Origin of the sequence: Hoyosella levis (assembly GCF_026008515.1) — a bacterium.
GTDB lineage: Bacteria > Actinomycetota > Actinomycetes > Mycobacteriales > Mycobacteriaceae > Lolliginicoccus > Lolliginicoccus levis.
On the sequence record NZ_BQYM01000001.1, the window covers coordinates 267,817 to 288,324 of the forward strand.

The 20,508-nt window shown below is 69.7% G+C and carries 20 protein-coding genes; 7 read left to right on the forward strand and 13 right to left on the reverse strand.

Annotated features, from left to right (window positions below; genetic code table 11):
* Positions 1–4 precede the first annotated feature (4 nt).
* Positions 5–895, forward strand: coding sequence for a haloalkane dehalogenase (locus tag QC765_RS01270; RefSeq protein ID WP_192039319.1), 891 nt, complete (start codon positions 5–7; stop codon positions 893–895).
* A gap of 17 nt (positions 896–912) precedes the next feature.
* Here the strand turns inward: QC765_RS01270 and QC765_RS01275 are convergent, their stop codons facing one another.
* Positions 913–1,341 (reverse strand): Rieske (2Fe-2S) protein, encoded by a 429-nt coding sequence (locus QC765_RS01275; RefSeq protein WP_278312600.1) that lies wholly within the window; start codon positions 1,339–1,341, stop codon positions 913–915.
* 176 nt (positions 1,342–1,517) lie between these two features.
* Between QC765_RS01275 and QC765_RS01280 the strand changes: the two genes are divergently transcribed.
* A complete protein-coding gene (locus tag QC765_RS01280) occupies positions 1,518–1,691 on the forward strand; it encodes a hypothetical protein (protein ID WP_278312601.1) in 174 nt (57 codons plus the stop codon).
* A gap of 72 nt (positions 1,692–1,763) precedes the next feature.
* Here the strand turns inward: QC765_RS01280 and QC765_RS01285 are convergent, their stop codons facing one another.
* The 4 genes from QC765_RS01285 to QC765_RS01300 form a co-directional block, all read right to left on the reverse strand.
* The gene (locus QC765_RS01285; protein WP_278312603.1) at positions 1,764–1,943 is read right to left on the reverse strand and encodes a DUF5302 family protein; all 180 of its coding nucleotides are present in this window, start codon (positions 1,941–1,943) and stop codon (positions 1,764–1,766) included.
* A 128-nt stretch (positions 1,944–2,071) separates the two neighbouring features.
* Positions 2,072–2,623: a small multi-drug export protein gene (locus tag QC765_RS01290; protein WP_278312604.1), complete on the reverse strand. Its 552-nt coding sequence runs from the start codon at positions 2,621–2,623 to the stop codon at positions 2,072–2,074.
* A 75-nt stretch (positions 2,624–2,698) separates the two neighbouring features.
* Complete coding sequence (locus QC765_RS01295; protein ID WP_278312605.1) at positions 2,699–4,429, reverse strand: patatin-like phospholipase family protein; 1,731 nt, start codon at positions 4,427–4,429, stop codon at positions 2,699–2,701.
* 67 nt (positions 4,430–4,496) lie between these two features.
* The gene (locus QC765_RS01300; protein WP_278312606.1) at positions 4,497–6,629 is read right to left on the reverse strand and encodes a transglycosylase domain-containing protein; all 2,133 of its coding nucleotides are present in this window, start codon (positions 6,627–6,629) and stop codon (positions 4,497–4,499) included.
* Between the two features lie 284 nt (positions 6,630–6,913).
* Between QC765_RS01300 and QC765_RS01305 the strand changes: the two genes are divergently transcribed.
* On the forward strand, positions 6,914–7,669 hold the full coding sequence (locus QC765_RS01305) for a hypothetical protein (RefSeq protein ID WP_278312607.1): 756 nt from the start codon (positions 6,914–6,916) through the stop codon (positions 7,667–7,669).
* A gap of 46 nt (positions 7,670–7,715) precedes the next feature.
* Complete coding sequence (locus QC765_RS01310; protein WP_278312608.1) at positions 7,716–9,455, forward strand: DUF2339 domain-containing protein; 1,740 nt, start codon at positions 7,716–7,718, stop codon at positions 9,453–9,455.
* An 11-nt stretch (positions 9,456–9,466) separates the two neighbouring features.
* On the opposite strand, the gene QC765_RS01315 is transcribed toward QC765_RS01310, so the two are convergent.
* The 3 genes from QC765_RS01315 to QC765_RS01325 all read right to left on the reverse strand — a co-directional run bounded on the left by QC765_RS01315 (position 9,467) and on the right by QC765_RS01325 (position 11,629).
* On the reverse strand, positions 9,467–10,135 hold the full coding sequence (locus tag QC765_RS01315) for a hypothetical protein (protein ID WP_278312609.1): 669 nt from the start codon (positions 10,133–10,135) through the stop codon (positions 9,467–9,469).
* Positions 10,136–10,275: 140 nt separating this feature from the next.
* On the reverse strand, positions 10,276–11,160 hold the full coding sequence (locus QC765_RS01320; RefSeq protein ID WP_278312610.1) for an NUDIX hydrolase: 885 nt from the start codon (positions 11,158–11,160) through the stop codon (positions 10,276–10,278).
* Between the two features lie 97 nt (positions 11,161–11,257).
* Complete coding sequence (locus QC765_RS01325; protein ID WP_278312611.1) at positions 11,258–11,629, reverse strand: hypothetical protein; 372 nt, start codon at positions 11,627–11,629, stop codon at positions 11,258–11,260.
* A 272-nt stretch (positions 11,630–11,901) separates the two neighbouring features.
* Between QC765_RS01325 and QC765_RS01330 the strand changes: the two genes are divergently transcribed.
* Complete coding sequence (locus QC765_RS01330) at positions 11,902–12,561, forward strand: hypothetical protein (protein WP_278312612.1); 660 nt, start codon at positions 11,902–11,904, stop codon at positions 12,559–12,561.
* A 122-nt stretch (positions 12,562–12,683) separates the two neighbouring features.
* Here the strand turns inward: QC765_RS01330 and QC765_RS01335 are convergent, their stop codons facing one another.
* Both QC765_RS01335 and QC765_RS01340 read right to left on the reverse strand, forming a co-directional pair.
* Positions 12,684–14,237 (reverse strand): succinic semialdehyde dehydrogenase, encoded by a 1,554-nt coding sequence (locus QC765_RS01335; protein WP_278312613.1) that lies wholly within the window; start codon positions 14,235–14,237, stop codon positions 12,684–12,686.
* A gap of 68 nt (positions 14,238–14,305) precedes the next feature.
* Positions 14,306–15,133: an SDR family oxidoreductase gene (locus tag QC765_RS01340; RefSeq protein ID WP_278312614.1), complete on the reverse strand. Its 828-nt coding sequence runs from the start codon at positions 15,131–15,133 to the stop codon at positions 14,306–14,308.
* 138 nt (positions 15,134–15,271) lie between these two features.
* On the opposite strand from QC765_RS01340, the gene QC765_RS01345 reads away from it, so the two are divergent.
* Both QC765_RS01345 and QC765_RS01350 read left to right on the forward strand, forming a co-directional pair.
* Positions 15,272–16,507 carry a PucR family transcriptional regulator gene (locus QC765_RS01345; protein WP_278312615.1) on the forward strand — a complete coding sequence of 412 codons (1,236 nt, stop codon included), beginning with the start codon at positions 15,272–15,274 and terminating at the stop codon, positions 16,505–16,507.
* 205 nt (positions 16,508–16,712) lie between these two features.
* Positions 16,713–17,678 carry a hypothetical protein gene (locus QC765_RS01350; protein WP_278312616.1) on the forward strand — a complete coding sequence of 322 codons (966 nt, stop codon included), beginning with the start codon at positions 16,713–16,715 and terminating at the stop codon, positions 17,676–17,678.
* Positions 17,679–17,813: 135 nt separating this feature from the next.
* Here the strand turns inward: QC765_RS01350 and QC765_RS01355 are convergent, their stop codons facing one another.
* Genes QC765_RS01355 through QC765_RS01365 form a run of 3 tightly spaced genes read right to left on the reverse strand, consistent with a single transcriptional unit; the run spans position 17,814 to position 20,438 of the window.
* A complete protein-coding gene (locus QC765_RS01355; RefSeq protein WP_278312617.1) occupies positions 17,814–18,905 on the reverse strand; it encodes a hypothetical protein in 1,092 nt (363 codons plus the stop codon).
* Positions 18,902–19,894 (reverse strand): hypothetical protein, encoded by a 993-nt coding sequence (locus QC765_RS01360; RefSeq protein ID WP_278312618.1) that lies wholly within the window; start codon positions 19,892–19,894, stop codon positions 18,902–18,904. Before QC765_RS01360 ends, QC765_RS01355 begins: the two co-directional genes overlap by 4 nt.
* Before the next feature lie 28 nt (positions 19,895–19,922).
* Positions 19,923–20,438 carry a WxL domain-containing protein gene (locus QC765_RS01365; protein ID WP_278312619.1) on the reverse strand — a complete coding sequence of 172 codons (516 nt, stop codon included), beginning with the start codon at positions 20,436–20,438 and terminating at the stop codon, positions 19,923–19,925.
* Positions 20,439–20,508: the final 70 nt, after the last annotated feature.

The following is a 20,508-nucleotide window of genomic DNA, read 5'->3' on the forward strand; positions in this document are numbered from 1 at the left end:
CCCGATGCGCATCCTGAGAACTCCGGAGGACAGGTTCGCGAATCTGCCCGGTTTCCCGCACACCCCCCAGTACGTGGACCTTGGGGATGTGCGGATGGCCTACGTCGACGAGGGGCCACGCACCGCGTCACCTGTACTGCTGCTGCACGGGGAGCCCACGTGGGGCTACCTGTACCGGAAGATGATCCCGCCCCTGGTGGCCTCGGGACACCGGGTCGTAGTGCCTGACCTGGTCGGATTCGGGCGGTCCGACAAGCCTGAGTCAATCAACGACTACAGCTACGCCCAGCATGTCGAGTGGGTGACCAACTGGATCGCGGCCCTTGATCTCCGCGATATCACGGTGTTCTGCCAGGACTGGGGTTCACTGATCGGGTTGCGGATCGCCGCTGAGCAGCCAGACCGATTCGCTCGGATCGTCGTGGGCAACGGATTCCTGCCGACCGCGCACCGCCCGCCGCCTGCCGCCTTCCGCGCGTGGCGCGCGTTCGCGCGATGGTCACCGGTCTTCCCGATCGGTCGCATCGTCGACATTGGGACGGTCACCAAGCTGACCGCGGCGGAGCGCGCCGCCTACGACGCGCCATTTCCCACAAGCCGTCACAAGGCCGGTGCGCGGGCCTTCCCCCGGCTCGTGCCGATAACCGAGCACGACGTGGCGATCCCGGCGAACAGGGCGGCCTGGGCCGAGCTCGGCGAGTGGCGCAAGCCGTTCCTCACCCTGTTCGGGTCCAAGGACCCCATCCTCGGGCACGCGGACAAGGCCCTCCAAGCGCACGTTCCCGGCGCGCAGGGCCAGCCACACGATCGGCTGAACGCGGGCCACTTCCTGCAGGAGGACCACGGTCCCGAGCTCGCGCGCCGCATGGACGAGTTCATTCGCGCGACGAGCTAGCCGCTGCGGGACGCCCCTCAGGCGGGAAAGATCGACGTGCCCTCTATGCGGATCGCCCGGGGCGAGAGGCCACTCAGGGCCGGGCCACGCTGCAACGCGCCATCGAGCTTGAACTCGCTGCCGTGGCACCCGCACACGATCGTCTCGTCCCGCACCTCGCGCACGAGGCAGCTCCGGTGCGGGCACACCGCCGAGTAGGCGAGGAACTCGCCCGCCACCGGCTGCGTCACCACGAACTGGCGGTCGGCGATGATGAGCCCGCCCCCGACAGGCACATCAGCGGTATCGGCGAGCGCAACGGGCACGGATTGCCCGTCCGGCGAGTCCTGGCCCGGCGCTGGATCATTCGTGGAGTTCGTCGCGGATGTGCCGCCTCCCCCGCATGCCACGACAACGGTGCCCGCGCATGCCACGCATCCTGCCTTGATCGCCTGCCTGCGGTCCATGACGCGCTCCCTTCAGGAGTCGGGCCCATCGAGCCGTTCCGGCCCGTCCGAAACGATGTAGTGCTGGGCCCCACATTAGCCATCTCGAGTGCGCCGCACCACGTCAGGTGTGTTTCAATTGCCTCACCCGCCGCGCACGCGGCAGCTTGCACGAACTCGAACTCCCAGGAGCCCACATGCCTGAATTCATCGCCCAGATCCTCGCTGGCAGCCTCGGCGGCACTGCCCTCGGCCTTGGTGGCCTCGCTCTCGGTATCGCTGGCGCGGTCGCCGGTCCGCAGCTGCTCGAGGCCATCCTCCCGCTCATCGGCGATCTCGACCCAGGGATGCTGGGCAACCTGCTTCCCTGATCACCTGCCGGACAGCGAAGCGGCGTGGACCCTCCTCGGGTCCACGCCGCTTCGCTATTTCGTTCCTCGTGGCTATCCGCTCTTGCGGCGGAACATCGAATGCCCGCCCTCGGCGGCGTGCGGGCCATGTGCCTTGCCGCTCGACTTCGGGCTGCCCCGGTGCGGGTCCTTGTTGCTGGACTGCTTGTGGGCGAGCGCCTCGGCGAAATGCTTGCGCTGCTCGTCGCTGATCTTGCTGCTCTGATCTGCCATGGCGACCTTCTCTCTCGTGGCGGAGCATTAGTCCGCCGTTGGAATGAGTGTGTCACTCTTCACAGCCCTCGCGCTACTGGTTTTGGCGCGGTGCTAGGCGCGGCTGGCAAGCAAGGAGCCCGCATGAGCTAGCCGAGCATTGCCATGCCCTGCGAGGCGAGGACCGCAGCGATCAGCCCCCAGGCGATGGTGGCGCCACCGATCCAGGCGAATGCGGTGCGGGCGCTCACGCCGAGGCCGACAGCCACGATCGCGGATGCCTGGGTGCCGAGGCCGAGTGGTCCAAGGATCGCGAGGGCAGGCATCCCCCAGCGGGTGACGATGGATTCGATGCGGGCGGCCCGCTTGCCCCGCTTCGCGGCCTCGCGCTCCTGCTGCGCGCTAGCAGGGGCATCGATCCCGGCGGTGGCCCCGCCAGTGGCACTGGCACTGGCGGCGATGTGACTGGCCCGGGCCGCCGCCTTGCGATCGCGCCGCTCGCGCCACCAGTCGCGCAGGCGCTCGCCGAACCAGGCCGCGATCGCGACCGTGATGAGGTTGCCGCTCGTGCCCGCGAGGAACGCGACCACGGGGTTCATCCCGGCGACGATCCCGGCGGGGATGACGATGATCGCCTCGAGCCATGGAGCCGCGCCGCCGATGAAGACACCGAGCAGTGTTGCTATGCCTGACCAGTCCATTTCCTGCCTCCCGTACCCGACCGACTGTACTGTGCCGGGCAGGCCGGGGCCGGGTGGCGTTGGTCACCCGCGGGCTCAGGCGCGGGGCGGCGGCGCCAGCATGTCGGTGCGGTTGCGGCGGGCACGCTCGGACAAGGACGACACCACGGACCGGGTGCGCTCGAGGACGACGCTCATGGGGCGCGCGGGCGCGGGCGGGGCGCCGCTGAGGGTGATGGGGGTGCGGATCAGCTCGGGTGGCTCGTCGCCGGCCCACCACACGGGCTCGGTCATGTGCTTGGCGAGCGGCAGGGTGGCAGCGATGGCGGCGGAGCCCCAGCCGATCGAGCGGTCGATGGCGCTCGAGGAGGCGGCGAGGGTGAGCGCGGAGAGCGTGGGCCGGAATCGCACGAGGCAGTCGGCGTAGGGGGCGTTGCGCACCATCTGCAGCTGGATCGACTGCGTGATGGGGGCGAGCCAGAGGTGCTTGGGGTTCCATTGCGGATGGAAGCAGTCCCAGCCGTAGAAGAAGGCGTTGCGGGTGCCGATCTTGCCGTCGCGGACTCGCTTCCAGGCCAGCTCGATGGGCACGTTGCTCGCGGCGACCCCATCGATGAGCGCACCGACGTCCTTGGTGGCGAGGAGCTCGTCCAGGATGGGCACCATGCGTGGGTCGGAGGTCTCGTGGTGGAGGACGCCGGGGATCGCGGAGGAGAAGCTCGCGGCGTCGGCGACGTTGAGGTCGGCGGTGAGCTCGTCGGAGCCCAGCACGATCGGCTTGACGACGCGGGAGTCGATGAACGCGGCGGCCTGCCACATCCGTCCGGCGACGGAATTGCGGACACCGAGCCGGAAGCGTGGCAGGGTGCGGGTTCGCAGCGCATCGAGCTCGGTCCGGCGGAAGCGGGCAGGCAGCCGATCGAAGGACTGCCTGCGCACGCCCGCGACCACGGTCTCGAAAGGGATGTCGAGATCCCGCAGGCGCATGGGCTCGCCGTCCTCGCGGCGGAACAGCTCGTCGGCGAAGCGGTCGAAGTTCAGCGAGAACAGTCCCGTCAGTCCGTGGCGGCGCCGGAGCTGGGCTGGGCCGAGAATGCCGCGATAGGTCACGGTCTTCGCCCAGTCGATGTAGTCCTCGACGGGGACGGGAAGCGAGCGGGCGACGACGCTGCCCACGATGGAGCCGAACGAGGTGGTGATCAGGTAGTCGGGAGCGAGGTCGTTCTCGACCAGCAGCTTCATCCCACCGAGGTAGACATAGCCCGCGCCACCGCCTCCGCCCATGATGCAGACGAGCGCCTTGTAGCCGAGCTCGGCATCGAGCTCGCTGGCGCTGAAGCGCTGCTCGTTCCGCTCGATGAGGGCATCCCGGGTGCGATCGACGTGGGGCACGAGGTCGGGCAGGACCTGCTTGGCGGCGATGAGCCGCTTCATCGTGTCGGGCTCGGCGCGCAACGGGTCATGCAGGGCCGCGATCACGCGGGCGCGCAGGTCCTCGGTGTCCGCGGTGACATCGACGTCGCCACGCCCGCAGCGTCGGCCGGGGCCTGCCGCGCCGGGCTCGAAGACCGTCAGGCGGGCGAGCGAGATGAGGTATCGCAGGCGCCGGAACTCGCGACGGGTGAGCACCTCGGGGTGGTCGAGGTCCGCCCGGGCGAGCGCGGTCTCCATGTGCTGCAGCGCAAGGATCGGGTTCTTGCTGGGCAGGCTGGCATCCTCGGGGGCCTCGACGATGTCGTCGAGGCCGTCCGGGTCGAAGCCTAGGGGTGGCGGGAACGCCTCGTCGTTGCTGCCGATGAATCGTTGCACCATGCCGCGCATTGCCATGCGAACCAGTGTGTCGGAGTCACGGGCACCGCGGGGCCGGGTTCCACGAATCCCGCAGTGGTCGCGGCTATCCGACGGGCAACGGGATGCGGATGCCCGGGAAGATCTCTACCTCGCGCAGCTCCGGCAATGGAGGCAGCTCCGGGATGGGGATCGGCGCTGGGGCCGGGGCCGGGGCCTGTCCGCGCTGTTGCTGCTGCGGCGCGGGGCGCGACGGCTGCGGCGCGACGTAGACGGGCACGCCGGACTGGCCCGCGATGGGGTCGGGCCACGGGAAGGTCTCGACATCGGTGCCCGACAGGGACGCGTCCATCGTCTGCTTCCAGATCGAGGCGGGCAACGACGATCCATAGATGCTGCCGCCCCACAGGTTCAGCAGCGGCTCGGAGTCGTTGGTGCCGAGCCACACGGCGGTGGACAGCGATGGCGTGTAGCCGACCATCCAGGCGTCTTTGTTCAGGCCGGTATCGCCGAGCTGGGTGGTTCCCGTCTTCGAGGCCGATGGCCTTCCACCTGCAAGCCCATTGCCCCGCGAGTAGGAGGCGATCGGCAGCATCGCCTGGGTGGCGTTCTCGGCCACCGCCTTGTCGATCCGCTGCTCGCCCTCGCTCTGGGGCCGCTCGTAGAGGACCTCGCCGTCGGCAGCGACCACCCGTTGCACGAAGTAGGGCTCGTGGTACACCCCGGACGCGGCGATCGTGGCGTAGGCCGATGCCATATCAATGGGGCGGACGAGGTACTGGCCGAGCACGATGCCGGTCTGCGGGGACCCGCCGTCCTCGGTGAGGGACACGCCCTCCACGCCGGGGATGTTCTCGGGGATGCCCGCCGCGTGGGCGGCATCAGCGATGCTCTGCGGGCCATCATCCATGGCGAGGGTCAGCCGGTAGAAGCTTGTGTTGAGCGACCGCTTGAGCGCCTCGGCGATATTGCAGACCCCGCAGGCGGCCCCATCGACGTTGGTGATGCGCAGGTTGCCGATGGTCACCGGGGAGCTGTCATAGCGGGCCGAGAGCGGGATGCCCTGGTCGAGCGCGGCGAGGAGGCCGAACACCTTGAACGCAGACCCTGCCTGGAGCGGAGCCTGGGCATAGTCGTAGCCCTGTCCCTGGGGCCCGCCGTAGTAGGCCTGCACGGCGCCCGATCGAGGATCGATGGAGACGACCGCCGTGCGCAGGTTCTCCGGCTCCCCGGCCATCACGTTCGCCACGGAATCGATGGCGGCCTGCTGCTTGGTCGGGTCGATCGTGGTGACGATCCGGACGCCGCGCGTATCGATGAGCTCCTGGTCGACGCCCACGCGCTCGAGCTCGTCGAGCACCTGGGCGCGGATGAGGCCTTCGGGGCCGGGCGCCTCATTGGGGTCGGGGACCTGGTCGAACGGGATGACCTGCGGGAACTCCATGGCGCTGCGCTCGGAGGGGCGCAGCACGTTCATCGCGGTCATGCCGTCGAGCACATAGTTCCAGCGCTCGCGCAGCTGCTCGCTGTCATTGCTGGAATCCAGGCTCGAGGGACGATTGATGACGGCGGCGAGCAGGGCGCCCTCCTCGAGGGTGAGCTCGCCGACCGGCTTGCCGAAGTACGCCTGGGCCGCGGTGGCGACACCGTAGGCCCCGCGCCCGAAGTAGATGGTGTTGAGGTACGCGGTGAGGACGTCGTCCTTGCTCCACTCGCGGGCCATCCGGGCCGCGAGCACGAGCTCGCGCCACTTCCGCGTGTATGTGCGATCGGACCCCACCACGGTGTTCTTGACGAACTGCTGGGTGATGGTCGAGCCGCCGCCCGCGTCCTCCTTGCCGGTGAGGTTGTCCCACGCGGCGCGCGTGAAGCCGCGCACCGAGAACCCCGGGTTGTCGTAGAAGCTACGGTCCTCGGCGGCGAGCACGGCGTCACGGACGTGCGGCGGGACCTGGTCGAGGCTGATGTTGACCCTATTGCCCTCGGGTGGCACCACCTGAGCGATGACGCTGGCATCGTCCGCCGCGACGATCGTCGCGATCTGATCGTTGCGCAGGGCCTCGGGCCGCGGCACCTCGGCATTGCGGTAGCTGTAGGCGAAGTAGCCGACAGGGACGATGATGAGGACCAGAAGCAGGACGAATGCTGCGAGCAGGACGGATCGCAGGCGCGACCGCTTGCGTCGCGCCTTGCCTCGTCCCGCCGCGGACCGCGACGACCCAGTGTGCTCAGAACCCACAGTCACATTCCTTCGGAGCCCGGCCTGTATGCCGCTAGCCTCATAGTCCGGCAACAACTACGTTGTCTCGTCGCCAAGGGTAGCGCCGACCGCGCCAGCCCCACCACATGTACGCACCAGATCACACGCCCGCGCGAATGCGGGGCCGGCATTCTTGGCGCGCGGCCCGGGCGGGGTGCTCCGGATAGTGTTCCACAGTGACGCCCGGCGAGCCCGCCCTTGATAGCCTGGGGCCCGCCTCCAGCAGGAAGCACCCGCTCAGCACGTCCCAAGGAGATCCCCTCGTGGCCGCACGAAGCACCGCTGGCTCGAACCCCCCGGCCACGCCGGGGAGCAGGCCCACCGCGCTCGCGGTGCTGCTGCTCGCCATCGAGGCGGCGCTCGCGATGTGGCTGCTGACCGCCTGGCCCGCGGAGGCCGCGCAGTGGCTCGTGCCCATCGAGCTCGTCACCTATGCGCTCGGCCTCGGGGCCCTGCTGTGCGTGCTGTTCGACCAGCTTTGGGCCGCGCACGCGTATGTCGCGATCCGGCTGTTCCTGGTGCTGTGCTATTTGCTCGACGGCAGCATCATGGGCATCGCCATCTCGGTGGCAGTGCTGGTCCTCGCCACGAGGCTCGCGGTACGGGCACGGGAGCAGCTGGTTCCGCTGGTCGTCCCGGAGCATCCCGCGCAGGCGCTGCGCATCTGGACGCTCGCCGGATGCCTGCTCGGCGTTGAGCTGCTCCATATCGTCGGCCTGCTTCGGATGGATCCGGACGCGCGCGACGCGATCATCGGGCTGCTGCCACTGCCGGTGGTCGCTGGGGCAATCGCGGTGGGGCTGGGCGGTCTTCTCGGCGCGGCGCTGCTGCGCTTTCCCGGCGCTGCGTTCTACGTCGCGTACCGCACCATCGCGGGCATGTACCTCACCGCCGGCCTCGCGTTCGACTCGGTCGCGCCTCCCGAGGTGCTGATCTCGGCCTTGCTGATGTTCGTGCTCGCGGAGGTGCTCACCCGGCGCGTGTACCAGTTCTCGGAGGCGCGCCGCGCGATGCTCTAGGCAACCATCCCGCGCGGATCGACTGGGATGCGCGGATGATGTAGGCGTGGAACACAGAGATTCGCCGGGCAGGGATGTCGCGGATGTCCTCGCGGCCAGGCTGGCCCAGATCAGCACGCAGCTCGACTATGCCCGCCACGAGCTTGAGATGCTGCGCGGTAGTGCACGAGGGGCGGCTCCTGCCACTGCTCGAACGCAGGCCGCAGCCGACCATCGCGCGCCCGGCCAGCCTTCGGCGCGCCCGCTCCCCCCGCGCCCTGCCAAGCCGGTCCGCACGCCGTGGTGGGAGCAAGATGCCACCCTCGGCAGGGTGCTGGCCACAGCAGGCACCGCCATCACCTTGATCGGCGTGGCGCTGCTACTAGTGCTTGCCATCCAGTCGGGGCTGCTCGGGCCCGTTGGGCGCGTTGTCGCGGGAGCCCTGCTCGCGGCGAGCCTGCTGGGACTGGCGTTGTGGCGATCGCGGCGCGATGAGGTGAACGCCGGGATCGTGGCGCTGGCCGCGACCGGCATCGCGGGGCTGTATCTCGATATCGTCGCCGCGACCGCGCTCTATGACCTAGCACCCGTGGTGGTGGGCCTGGCTGTCGCGTTCGGGGTGGCATCCGCAGGAGCCTTGCTCGCGGTGAGGTGGGATTCCCGCTGGCTCGCGCACATGGTGGTGCTTGGCGCCGCGGCGCTGGCACCGTTCGCGGCCGGGGGTGTCACACCGGCCGTCGCGGCGTTCCTCGTCGCCCTGATGGCGGCGACCTTCCCGGCGCAGCGTGCCCGGCAATGGCCCTGGCTAATGGCCTCCCGAGTGGGCCCGCCAGTGCTGGCACTCCTGGTCGCTGTGCATTCGCCTGGTGATCAAGCGGGACTGACCGTTGCCTGGCAGGCCGTGGCTCTCGCGGCCGTCCTGCTCGTGCTCGCAGTGGGGTCCGGCGTGGTCATGCTGCGCGAGGCTGACCGGGTCGATCAGGGCGCAGTGATGCTGGGGATCGCCGCCGCCTCCCTCCCGGTGTTGTTCGTCCGGGAACTGCTCGCCGCGGGTCCGTACGCGCTGGTATGCGTGGTTGCCGGGGCCGTGCTGCTGGCCGTGGCCGCGCTCGTCCCGGGCATTCCGGTGGCCTCGCGCCTGCTCGTCGGTGGGATCGGTGTCCTCACCGGGATCCTGGCCATCACGGCGTGGGCGCCGGGGAGCCGCGCGGAGGTGATCGTGCTGGGGGTCGCCTGCGCGGTGCTGCTGGGCTGGTCGCGGGCCCGCGGTCCGGTGACGGGGGCTGGTGGTGCTCTGCTCGGGTTCGCGGGCGCCGTCCTGCTCGCCGATGCCGCGTCGCCTGGGTTGCTGGTGTCCTCGTCGGTGACTACGGAGCGGGCGAGCATGCTGATCGTGGCCGGAGGGGCGCTGCTGGTGGCAGCGGCGGCACTAGTGGCCAGCGCCGTGGGGATGCCCGTGCTGCTTCGCCTGATCGCGACGACCGCGGCGCTCTATGGGTCAGCGGTCGCGATCGTCGCCCTTGGAGTCCTGGCGTTCGGGGGCCGGACGGGCTTCGTGGCGGGCCATGCGCTGGTGACGGTGCTGTGGATGGCCGTGGCGATCGCATTGCTGGTGGTTGGCGCGCGGCGGAACGCGATGCTCGCGGCAGGGGTGGTCATGGCCGCCGCGACGGTTGCCAAGCTGATGGTGTTCGACCTCGCCGCGCTCGACGGGCTGTACCGCGTGCTGGCATTCCTGGTGGTAGGCGTCCTGCTCCTGCTCGCGGGGGCGCGGGTCGCTCGGATCCGGGCGACCTCGCCCGAATAGGCCGACGAGGCTCAGGCGCCAACCACGAGGCGCACGGGGGCGGTCTGGCCGGGAAGCACCTCGAAGGAGACTGGTCCTGCGGCCTGGCCGCCCAGCGGGCTCGGCTCGATGACATTCCAGCATCCGGCCGGAAGCATGGTAGCGATCCGCCCGCTGGGATCGCTGGGATGGGAGACGAGCTCGGCGCCGCTGCCGTCGCAGGGCCGGATCACGATCGGGCGATTGGCGATCGGAGTGGTGCCGTCCTCGCCGACCAGGGTGATCATGGCGGCGCCAAGATCATAGGAGCCCTCCATGAAGGGCCGGAACCGCACCGTTGCGATTCCGCTTGACTCGCCGACCACTGCGGTGACAGGAGTCGCTCTAGCGGGCACATAGTCAACGGGGTGGCGGACCGGTGCCACCGTGTAGCAGCCCGGGGCAACCGGGACCGTCGCGGCGCCGGAGTCGCCGAGGTCGATCACTCGGTAGGTGCTGACGGTCGGGTCCGCGCCGCCACAACCACTGGTGATGCTCACCGAGACATCGGCGACCGGCGATCCGCTGGCGCTGGACGCGGACACACGGAGCTCAGCGGTGTCCTGCGCGTGGGCGGGCACCGCGAGCGGTACAGAGATCAGCGTGGCGGCCGCCACAAGGACGGTGGCGCGCGGCAGTCTCGCGATCGTGATAGTGCTCATGGTTGTTCCTCCGGCTCGCGCACGGGGGCGCGTGCCTTAATAATGCCTCTTCCTGGCGATCTTGACCAGTCCCAGCGCCCCGTCCATGCCCCCAGGGCTAGGGGCATGCCGTTGGAGGGATGGGCTGGGGCATGCCAGCTCTAGGGTCGCAGCGTGCGGCCGAGGCCTGGGGGCGCGCTCGCGTAGTAGTCGTCGCAATCGGGGAAGCCCAGCCGCCAGCCATCGGGATGGTCCATCGGCGCGGACTCGATCGGCGGGATGGGCAGCGCTTGCCCGCCGGGATCCGCTGGCAGCGGGAGCTCGCTGCTCGATGCGATGTGAGCGAGCCCGCGCAACTGGCTCCACGTCGGTGGCAGCAGGATGGCCTCCCCGCGGCTCCAGGACTCGAGCGCGGCCCGCGGCGCGCGCCAGAAGCACTCGTCGGCCTCCGGTGTCTGGTCATCGGCTTCCTGGCCCGGCGGGAGCAGCGCGAGGAAGAAGCGGGTGTCGTACCGGCGCGCGTTCCCGGTCGGGGTGATCCAGTTGGCGACGGGGACAAGGAGGTCGGCGCGAAGCGCGAGGTCATGCTCGCGCAGGAGGTCGGCGAAGGATACGGAGCGGGCAACGAGGTGGTCGCGGGAGTCCCCTAGCGTCCCGGCGATCCACTCGCCCGTGACGATGCTGCCGTCGAGGTGGCCCGCGAGCAGAACGCCGCATTCCTCGTAGAGCTCGCGGACCGCTGCGACCACCAGTGCTCGTGCCGTCGCTGCGCTCGTGCTGAAAGCGCTCGCCCAGTACTCGGGCGCGGGGCCATGCCAGGCGAGCGCCGCAGCGCGATCGGTCGCGTCCACCCCGCCGCCGGGGAACACGGTCATGCCGGGGGCGAAGGGCATGGTCCGGGTGCGGCGCTGCAGGAATACCTCGATCCCGCCGGGACCGTGGTCAGGCGCAACCCTGGAGGCATCGCTGGGGGCATCACGGACGAGGATGATCGTTGCGGCGTCGCGGATCGGGATGTCGTTCTGGTCCCGGGCAGCTGGGGTCATGCGGGGCTCCTTCTGCGGTGCTGTCGGTCAACTCGACGATACCCGTGCTTCGCGGCGCTGCGTGTCGCCACCCGGGCCGCGCCGCGCGGCGCGGCCGCTAGAAGATCGCGAGCTGGTCGACGCTGATCGTGCGGCCACGCGCGCTGTCGCGCCGCTGGCCGGTGGCGATGCGGGCCTTGCGGGCGGTGCGGATCTCGGCAGTGCTGATCCCATGCTCGCGGGCCTGGGTGATGTAAGGCGCGGGATCCACTCCGGCGATGTCGGCGATGGCGATGCGCGTGAGCAGTTGCTGCCTCCACCACGCGGCGCCCTCCCCCGAGTCGCGGGCATTCCATAGCCGGTGCCACCGTGGCGTGCCGGGAGCGGGCGAGCCAGTCGCGTGCGCGGTGAGCTTGTCGATACAGCGGTCGATGGTGTCGGTCAGCGTCTCGCCGGCCTCGGCGAGCGCATCATCTGACACTCCTGTCACACGCACGCTTACCACACTAACGCGTATCCGTGGCTCGCGAATGGTGCTCCCGCGAATGATCCGCCGTGAATGCGCAGAAAACGACAGGTACTCGCGCTGGGCCTGTCGTATCTCGCACGCTCGCGGCCGGGGGCGAGGACGGCAGTGGCCGCGCCCGCTCGCATCGTGCCAGCCGCGACGCACCGTTCGCGCGTGGGGAAACACCCTGCTGCCCGTCGCATCCGGGCCGTAGACTAGTGACGAAGCTCACCAACGAAGGATCGGAAGCGCCCATGGCACCCACAGAGGACCCCACGACCACCACGACCTCGGCGCCCACGGAACGCCTCGACGAGCTGCGCGCGCAGTCGAAGAAGGATTCGTCAGGCGCCGCCACGCAGGCCTGGGCATGGCTGAAGGAACTACGCGATAGCGAGCTGCGCGAGTACGACCAGGCGGTGACGACCCTCGAGTCGCTCTTCCGGGCCAGCGCGCCGCCGCGCAAGCTCGAGGGCCAGACCGAGGGCCTGCTCGTCATGACCACCACCATGCCGATCCTCGACCGCACTGTCACGGCTGTCACCGACCTGTGGATGCCCTGGGAGGGCAAGCGGTTCAACGCTGAGGGCACCGGCGCCAACCGCATCGCCTCGCGCGCCTCGATGCCGCTGCGCCTGCTGTGGCCGCTGTACTCGATGACCCAGACCGAGGACGGCAAGCTCGCGTTCGACTTCACCACCCACGTCGAGGCGAGCCGTGACAAGGACGGTGGCGAGCAGGATGTGCTGGTCATCGACTACAAGTCCGTGGAGACAAACCCGAGGCTGCTCATCCGTAGCGTCCGCGACGAGCTCGTGGAGCTCGTTCCCGGCGTCTACCTGGGCAAGATCCTGTTCCGAGTCTCCGGCCGCTATCACAAGATCGGGTACTTCGCGCTGCACAACATCGACTAGGCAGCGTCACCTAGGCAGACGCCAAACGCGATAGAAGCCGTGGAAGATCCAGGAAGGCTTCTATCGCGTTTGACGTTCTCCGGTGCTCTTGCCTTTCTCTAGCCGGCTTTCCGGCAGCCCGCCTACCGCCCGGGCAGCAGCGACATCGCCCGCACCGCGTGGGGCAGCACGGCGTTCCAGGCCTTATCGGGCAACCAGGATGGCCCACCGAGGTCGATCAGCCGCTGCGTGGCCACCGTCTGCGCCTCGGTGTACTTGAGCAATCCGTCCGCGCCGTGACGGCGACCCATGCCCGAGGAGCCCATGCCGCCCATAGGGGCATCGGTGCTGCCGAACGCCGGGCCGTAGCCCTCGTTGACGTTGACGGTGCCCGCGTGGACCCGGCGCGCGATGGCCTCGCCCTCCTTCGCCGTCGCTGCCCACACGCTGGCGTTGAGGCCATACTCGGTGGAGTTGGCGCGCTCGATCGCCTCATCGACGCTGGCCACCGGATAGATGGAGACGAGCGGCCCGAAGGTCTCCTCGGCGTAGCAGGTCATGTCCTCGGTGACGCCCGCGAGCACAGTGGGCTCATGGAAGAACGGGCCGAGATCGGGGCGGTGCTGGCCACCAGCCACCACCGTCGCGCCCTTGTTGAGCGCGTCGCGGACGTGCTCCTGCACGGTATCGAGCTGGGCCTGGGAGACCAGGCTGCCCATGGCGGGGCCGAACTCGTAGCCCGCGCCGAGCCGCATCGTCGCCACCGCATCAGCGAATGCCTTGGTGAACTCGTCGGCGACGCCATGCTCGACGTAGATGCGCTCGATCGAGATGCACAGCTGCCCGGCATTGGAGAAGCATGCGCGGGTCGCGGCCTGTGCCACGGCACGCAGATCAGCACCCTCGGCGACGATCATGGCGTTCTTGCCGCCCAGCTCCGCGGAGAAGCCGATCAGCCGCTCGGCGGCCTGGGTCGCGAGCGTCCGGCCGGTGGCGGTGGAGCCGGTGAACATGACGTAGTCCGAGCCGCGCACGATCTCGCCACCCACCACGGCACCGGGACCGGGCACCACCGCGAAGAGCTCGCGCGGCACGCCTGCCTCGTAGAGCAGCTCGACGCAGGCCAGCGCGCAGTACGGGGTGCTGCTGTCCGGCTTGATCACGACCGCGTTTCCCGCGATCAGGGCAGGAATCGCATCGGAGACCGCGAGGGTCATCGGGTAGTTCCAGGGCGAAATGATTCCCACGACCCCCTTGGGCACGTGGTTGACGATGGTGCGGGTCAGGCCGGGGAACAGTCCCTGCGCGCGACGGGGGGCGAGCAGCCGGCGAGCGCGGACGGCGTAGTAACGGGCGTTCAGCGCGATGTCGAGCACTTCCTCCTGCGCCGCGACGCGCGCCTTTCCGGTCTCGGCCTGGGCCATGTCCATCAGCTCGTCGCGATGGGCGAGCACGAGCCGGTGGTAGCGGCGGAAGATCGCCGCGCGCTCCTCGACGGGACGGGCCGCCCATTCGCGCTGCGCGGCACGGGCCTTGCTGATCGCCGCGGCCGCGTCGTCAGCGGTGCCGACGGGGATGGTGGCGAGCTCGCGGCCGGTGAAGACCTCGCGCACGGTGCGCTGCTCGCGCTGCTGCGGCTCCTCGATGGCCACGAGCGCGGCGAGCCGGTCGAAAGTTTCCTGGGTGGGTGCGGGCATGATGCTTGCTCCTGGTTCGGGATGGTTCTGGCCGTGCTCGATGCGGCAAGGCTGCCGGGCGGGGGTAGCTAGCTGGTGCGGATGCGCTCCTCGTAGCTGCGACGCACTTCCTCATCGATTCCGCTGATGAACATCGTCTCCGCGCCCAGGGCCCGGCTGATCGCCTGGTAGACGAACGGCGGCAGGTAGTGCTGCGACTGCACGAGCACGCCCGCGAGGCGGGTCACCCGCAGCCGTGGCACGGGCTTGCGGATCTGACGCTCGATGGCGGCGGCGATCTCCACGGCCTCGGGGACGCGCACGCCGCGGATCCCGGAGGCGCCCGAGCCGAGCTGCGTGTTGGTGAGGGTGGGCAGCACCGCGCACACGCTGATGCCGTCGCCGGCGACCTCCTTGCGCACCGTGCCGGTGAATCCGAGGACAGCATGCTTGGTGGCGCAGTACGTGGCGAGTCCCGGGAACTGGTACTCCCCCGCCAGCGAGGCGATGTTGATGATGTGGCCGGAGCGGCGCGGCAGCATGCGCTCGAGGGCAAGCTTGGTGCCCGTGATGACGCCCAGCACGTTGATGTCCATCATGCGGCGCGCGATATGCTCCGGCTCGTCGATGACTCGTCCCACGGGCATGATGCCCGCGTTGTTGACCAGCACTGTCAGCGGCCCGGCGTCGCGCTCGACAAGATCAAGGAACGCGGCGAACGAATCCCGGTCGGTCACATCCACGCGGGTGTGCGCGATCGCTCCGGACGCTGCCGCAGCACGGGGCAGCTCGGCCTCATCGATGTCGCCGATGACGACCTTCGCGCCGAGGGAGGCGAGGTGGGTGGCGGTGGCCAGCCCGATGCCCCGCGCTCCGCCGGTGATGGCGACGACGTGCCCGTGCAGTGGCTTGCTCATGGTGCTCCTTGGATCGAGAGTTTTGCTTGTAGGTATCACTGTGCTCCCCGCGGCGGCTCGACAACTAGGCTTTCCACACCCAATTTCGCGCAATTCTTTGTATTGTGGATACAAATCTGGTGGGCGGGAGGACGTGCGATGGCCGAGGATCAGCTTGCCGATTGGATCTCCCGCCTCACCGCAGAGGCCCTGCGCCCATACGAGCTCGATGCGATGGTCGAGCGCGTCAATGGCGACATCCTCGCCGCTCTCCCCGCGCTCCGCGATGACGAGGAGCTGCGCCGCGACCTCGACGCCAGCACCCGCGGCCAAGTGCGTGCCTTCATCGCGGCCATCGCCAACGAGCAAGCCGAGTACCAGCCACCACCAGCAGCGATAGCGCTCGCCCGGACCGTCGCCCGGCGCGGCATGGACGTCAAGGTGCTGCTGCGCGTCTACGGCACCGGGCGCACAACCGCGATCAACATCCTCACCGAGATCGTGCAATCCGTGCCCGTGGATGCCGAGCAAAAGATGAGCGCACTCATTAGCTTCTGGGAATCGGCGATCTCCTGGCTCGAGCTCTCCACGGACGTCCTGCTCGCCGCCTACACCAGCGAGCGCGCCACCCTGGAGCGCGGTGCCACCGCACGACGGGCCGACACCATCCACGCCCTGCTCGACGGCACCTCGATCCCCATCGACACCGCTTCCACACGGCTGGATTACCCACTGCGCCCGTGGCACACCGCGATGATCCTGTGGAGCGACACCGATGACACCGAAGCCCTCGGGCACCGCGAGAAAGTGATCCGGCAAGCGGCGCAGGCCCTCGATGCCCGTGGGCACGTCATCTCGGTCCCCTCCGGCGCGCGCGGGCACTGGGCGTGGATCGCCACTGAATCACCTGCGAGCACCGACGTCATTGCCGGAATCGGCGTTCCCGCGGGGACTCGCATCGCTGTTGGTTCGCCCGCGCGCGGCAGCTCGGGGTTCCGGCAGAGCCATCGCGACGCCGTCGCTGCCCAGCTGATCGCCTCGGTCTCCACCAGCACGCGAGCCTGCACCCTCTACCGCGAGGTGGAGCTCCCCTACCTCTTGAGCCGGGACACCGAAGCCCTTCGCGAGTTCCTTGCCCGCGCCCTCGGACCGCTCGCCGAGCCCACCGAGCACGCCGCACGCCTGCGCGAGACCGTCGCGGCATACATCAGCACTGGCGGCAGCCCCACTGATGCCGCCCGCCACCTCCAGGTGCACAAGAACACCGTCCGATACCGGGTGGAGCAAGCATTCGCCCTCATCGGCACCGCGCATCACGGCGACCACGCCGACCTCGGGCTCGCGCTGCGCTGCATCGACACCCTCGGCATCGGCTGGTTGCGCGCGCGGGGCTAGCGGTCGCCCGGCCTGGGCACCGGTTGAGCGAGCCCGCGATTCGCTGCTTCTGCGCGCACGCACGCTAGCGGGGGCTGGACAGCCGCAATTTCGGAAAGAAGTTGGCATTTCATGTCGCTTGCGGTTCCCAGTGTGGAATTTTTAGCTAGCGGTACAGCAGTTCCCCCCTCACTAGAGATACCCCCTCATTCGAAGGAGTACCCCCATGCCCGCACCCGCCCGACCACAACCCCGGCGCCCCCTCGCCCTGGCTTCCGCGGCCGCCCTCGCCTCGGCCGGGCTCGCGCTCGCCATGCCCGGCACCGCCTCCGCCGATGAGGCCTGCACAGGCCAGGGCACCGGCACGATCACCTGCGTCTACAGCTTCGCGGGCGACACCGGCGGCACCCACACCTTCACCGTGCCCGCAGGAGTCACCAGCCTCGACATCACTGCCACCGGCGGTGCCGGGGGCGGCGGTTTCGCCAACGGCGCCGACACCACCGCTGGACAGGGCGGGCAGGGCGCCCGCGTGCAGGCCGACGCGGTGATGGCCGCCCCCGGCGAGTCGCTCACCGTCACGGTCGCCGGCAACGGAGTGACCGCGACCGGCGGCGTAGGCGTGGGCGGCGGGTTCGGCGGCGGGGGCGCCAGCTCCTGCGGCGGCTCGGCCAGCGGTGGCGGCGGTGGCGGAGCCTCCAGCGTGTTGCGCGGGATTGCTCCGGTCGTGGTGGCAGGCGGAGGTGGCGGTGGGGGCGGGGCCCTGAACTTCGGCGGCTCCATGCCCTCGGGCGGAGACGGCGGGGCGGCGGGCGCGGCCGGCGGCGACGGCACGAACGGCGGCGGGGGCGGGGCGCCCGGAGTCGGCCTGGTCCCCGGCGCCGGGGGCACGGGCTTCTACGGCGGAGCCCCCGGTGTGGGGGGCGTCGGCGGGGCAGGCGCCAACGGATCTGTGTGCGGCGGAGGCGGGGGCGGCGGATACGCGGGCGGCGGGGGCGGCGCGGGCACGGGCAACGCCTACTCGGGCGGCGGCGGAGGAGGCGGCGGCTCGTCCTTCGGCGGCACCCCCACCGTCACCGGCGACACCCCGAGCGTGACCATCACCTACACCGAGGCAGCCCCCGGGCCCGACACCTGCGGCGGATTCGACCTCGGGTCGATCTGCCTCGATCCCGGCTCCCTCGGAAACTAGCGGCGACCGTAAAGACCAGCCGCAAACGCGATAGAAGCCGCTGAATGATCCAGGTGGCTTCTATCGCGTTTGACGATTTCCCGTGCTTTTGCGACCCAAGCGGTCGATATCGAGCCGAACATGCTCCTCGCCGAGCTAGTACACCGAGTGCGTGATCGCCGTCGCGTACCTGTCCGCGGCGACCCCCGCGCTGGGGAACACCACCTCGATATCGGCTACCCAGGTGGCGCTGCAGGGGCCCTCCGCGACCTGCACCTGCACCTCGGCATCGCCGAGCACCTGCCGACCGGTGGACACGCTGCACTCGGTGTCGCTCGCCTTGTAGCGGACCGCCCGCGGAACCAGCACGGCGCCGGTGGATTCGCCCGAGAATGCAGCCATCGAGGCGAAGGCTGTCCACCCCGGGCTGCCCGCGCGCGTATCGAGAACCCGCACGCTCAGCGAGCCCCGGCGGACCGCCCCCTCGCCCTGCTGCGCGAGCACCAGATCGCCGGGAACGGTGATGGTCAGCATCCCCGCCTCGGTCGGCTCCACCTCGGTCGTCTCGTCCTCGGTGGCTTCCTCAGTCGTCTCGCCCTCGGTAGTCGCCTCGTCCTCGGAAGCGGCTTCCTCGGCGGCTTCCTCGGTCGTGGTCGGAGCCTCCGTCGGATCACCATCCATTGACTCATCGGAGCCCGATTCCTCGGGACCGGGATCGTCGCTTGCAGCCTCCTCCGGTGGCGCTACCTGTTGCGACGTCTCGTTGACCAATTGCTCGGGCGCGGGCGGCTCCGTCAGCTCGGGCGCCGGAGGCTCAGGCGCGGCGGGTTCTACCGCTTCAGTGGTCACTGCTTCCTGTGCCGGGGGCTCGGGCATCACAGGTTCAGGGGGGCTCGGGTCCTGGATAGCCGCGGGATCCTCGTTCGACGGTGCTTCCAGCTCCTCGGGCGGAGCGTCGGGAACTATCGCGTTCAGTGGCTCCGGTTCCGGCTCGGTTTCTAGCGCCGGCGGCGGGGGTTCTAGTGCCGGCTCGGGCTCCGGCTCCGGCGCCACCGTCGTCGTGGGCGCGACGGGGGGCGCCGCCGGCTCGCCATCCTCGATCACGCAGTCCTGCGTGTCGGCAACGGTGGTGCACTCGGGTGTCGCGGGGACGGGTTGCGCGTGGCTCGCCGGGGCGAGCCCGGCGCCAGCGAGAATGCTGGCTCCGCACATCGCCCAGGCCACGGTGCGGTGTCGATGATTCATCATGTGTTCCGGCGTCGATGGCGGATGAGAAGGATCGCGGCGAGCACGGCCAGCACAGCGAGGACCACAAGGATCCACCACCAGGTCTGCTGGCTTTCCTGCTCGGCGCCTACAGAGTCCCCGGCTCCCGTGTCAGGGAAGGTCACCTCGGCTGTCGTGGTCCGCTCGAGAAGTCCACTTGCCAGAGTGACGGTCGCTTGCCAGGGCCCGTTCGGCAAAGTGTCGGAGAGGGCGAACACAACTTGGCCGGGCTCTCCCGCGGGCACGGTGGCCTGGCTGGAGCGAACGGTGTCGAGACGGATGCCGCCCGGGCCGTCAGCGAGGTCGAGCGACCCGGTGATGTCGACAGCGCGTCCGCCGGTGTTGTCGATGTCGACGACGAGCTCCGCCACGCCCTCGGAGGTGCGGCGCGGGGTCATGCCGGTGATGGTGAAGTCCGCGGGTAGCGCTTCGGCATCGCCGATGGCGAGGTAGATGCGCACGCCGACACGATTGACGGCGATGGCTCCTCCCTCTTCGGGCCGCTCGCTGGTCATCTCGGCCCAGACAACGCCGTAGCGCTCTCCGTCCTCGGCTTCCTCGGGAACGTCGATGCTGAGGACGATCTCGGCGTTCTCGCGATCCTCGAGCGTGACCTCGCTGGTGTCGAGCTCGGCCCATTCGGTGAGCTCGTTCGCCCCGGCGCCGTCGGCGACCTTGAAGCCGTCCTGGGCGTCGACGTCGGCGGCTCCGACGTAGAGGTCGACGTCCTGGGTGGCGCCGGTGCGGTTGGAGATCTCGAGGCGCCGGTCGAAGGAGTCGCCTGCCTCGAGGTTGTCGATGACGTAGACCTGGGCGCGCGGGTCGTCCTGAAGGTGCAGGGGCACTTCCATGAGCCGGATGCCGAGCCCGGGATTGTCAGTGGGACCGGGCTCCGGTACCGGCTGCGCGTGCACAGCCGACACCGGTGCGAGCAGCGTCGCCGCGATCACGAGTGGGAGGAGACGACGCACGTCACTATCTCGATTCGCTCGGGGTGGATCAGAATACGGAGTGGGTGAGCGTGGCGGTGTAGACGCCCGCGACCGCGCCCGTGGTGTCGAGATCGAGGGTGGCGTCCCAGATGGCGGTGTTGGCGCCGGACGCGGTGGCGGTCTGGACGTTCTGGGCGCTATCGATCACGACCGCACCCGAAGGCGTGACAGTGACGGAACCGGTAGTGACGGCACTGGCCGGGGTGTAGGTGGTGTTGGCGGCGGGGATCACGTTGGACGAGAGGTCGGTGAAGTCAGTGATCACGGCCGTGGTGGTCCAGCCGGCGTTGGAGAGCCGAAGGTCGCTGACGGTCACGGCGAGGACCTGGCCGCTGGCGGAGAGCTGGTCGAGCGCGGGCGAAATCACGGCCGCAGCGGGCGGCACGATGGTCAGCGGTCCGGCGAGGAGCGTAGCGGTGACGAGGGTGGTGCCAGTGTCGAGCTGCGCGTGCGCAAGGCTGCCAGGAACGATGACGGTGAGGGCACCGATGGTGGCGATTCCGGCCTTGAGGGATGTACGCATGGATTCTCTCCGGATGCTGGGGCGGGATCATCGATGATCCCGCTGGTGGGAGCGCGGCCAGTGGTGTGTC

Bases quoted from the DNA above. Each gene is read 5' to 3' on its own strand.
- QC765_RS01330 (WP_278312612.1), top strand. From the start codon at position 11,902: ATGGCACCCACAGAGGACCCCACGACCACCACGACCTCGGCGCCCACG.
- QC765_RS01280 (WP_278312601.1), top strand. From the start codon at position 1,518: ATGCCTGAATTCATCGCCCAGATCCTCGCTGGCAGCCTCGGCGGCACT.
- QC765_RS01335 (WP_278312613.1), bottom strand. From the start codon at position 14,237: ATGCCCGCACCCACCCAGGAAACTTTCGACCGGCTCGCCGCGCTCGTG.
- QC765_RS01320 (WP_278312610.1), bottom strand. From the start codon at position 11,160: ATGACCCCAGCTGCCCGGGACCAGAACGACATCCCGATCCGCGACGCC.
- QC765_RS01345 (WP_278312615.1), top strand. From the start codon at position 15,272: ATGGCCGAGGATCAGCTTGCCGATTGGATCTCCCGCCTCACCGCAGAG.
- QC765_RS01350 (WP_278312616.1), top strand. From the start codon at position 16,713: ATGCCCGCACCCGCCCGACCACAACCCCGGCGCCCCCTCGCCCTGGCT.
- QC765_RS01365 (WP_278312619.1), bottom strand. From the start codon at position 20,438: ATGCGTACATCCCTCAAGGCCGGAATCGCCACCATCGGTGCCCTCACC.
- QC765_RS01340 (WP_278312614.1), bottom strand. From the start codon at position 15,133: ATGAGCAAGCCACTGCACGGGCACGTCGTCGCCATCACCGGCGGAGCG.
- QC765_RS01285 (WP_278312603.1), bottom strand. From the start codon at position 1,943: ATGGCAGATCAGAGCAGCAAGATCAGCGACGAGCAGCGCAAGCATTTC.
- QC765_RS01295 (WP_278312605.1), bottom strand. From the start codon at position 4,429: ATGGCAATGCGCGGCATGGTGCAACGATTCATCGGCAGCAACGACGAG.
- QC765_RS01355 (WP_278312617.1), bottom strand. From the start codon at position 18,905: ATGATGAATCATCGACACCGCACCGTGGCCTGGGCGATGTGCGGAGCC.
- QC765_RS01270 (WP_192039319.1), top strand. From the start codon at position 5: ATGCGCATCCTGAGAACTCCGGAGGACAGGTTCGCGAATCTGCCCGGT.
- QC765_RS01275 (WP_278312600.1), bottom strand. From the start codon at position 1,341: ATGGACCGCAGGCAGGCGATCAAGGCAGGATGCGTGGCATGCGCGGGC.
- QC765_RS01290 (WP_278312604.1), bottom strand. From the start codon at position 2,623: ATGGACTGGTCAGGCATAGCAACACTGCTCGGTGTCTTCATCGGCGGC.
- QC765_RS01315 (WP_278312609.1), bottom strand. From the start codon at position 10,135: ATGAGCACTATCACGATCGCGAGACTGCCGCGCGCCACCGTCCTTGTG.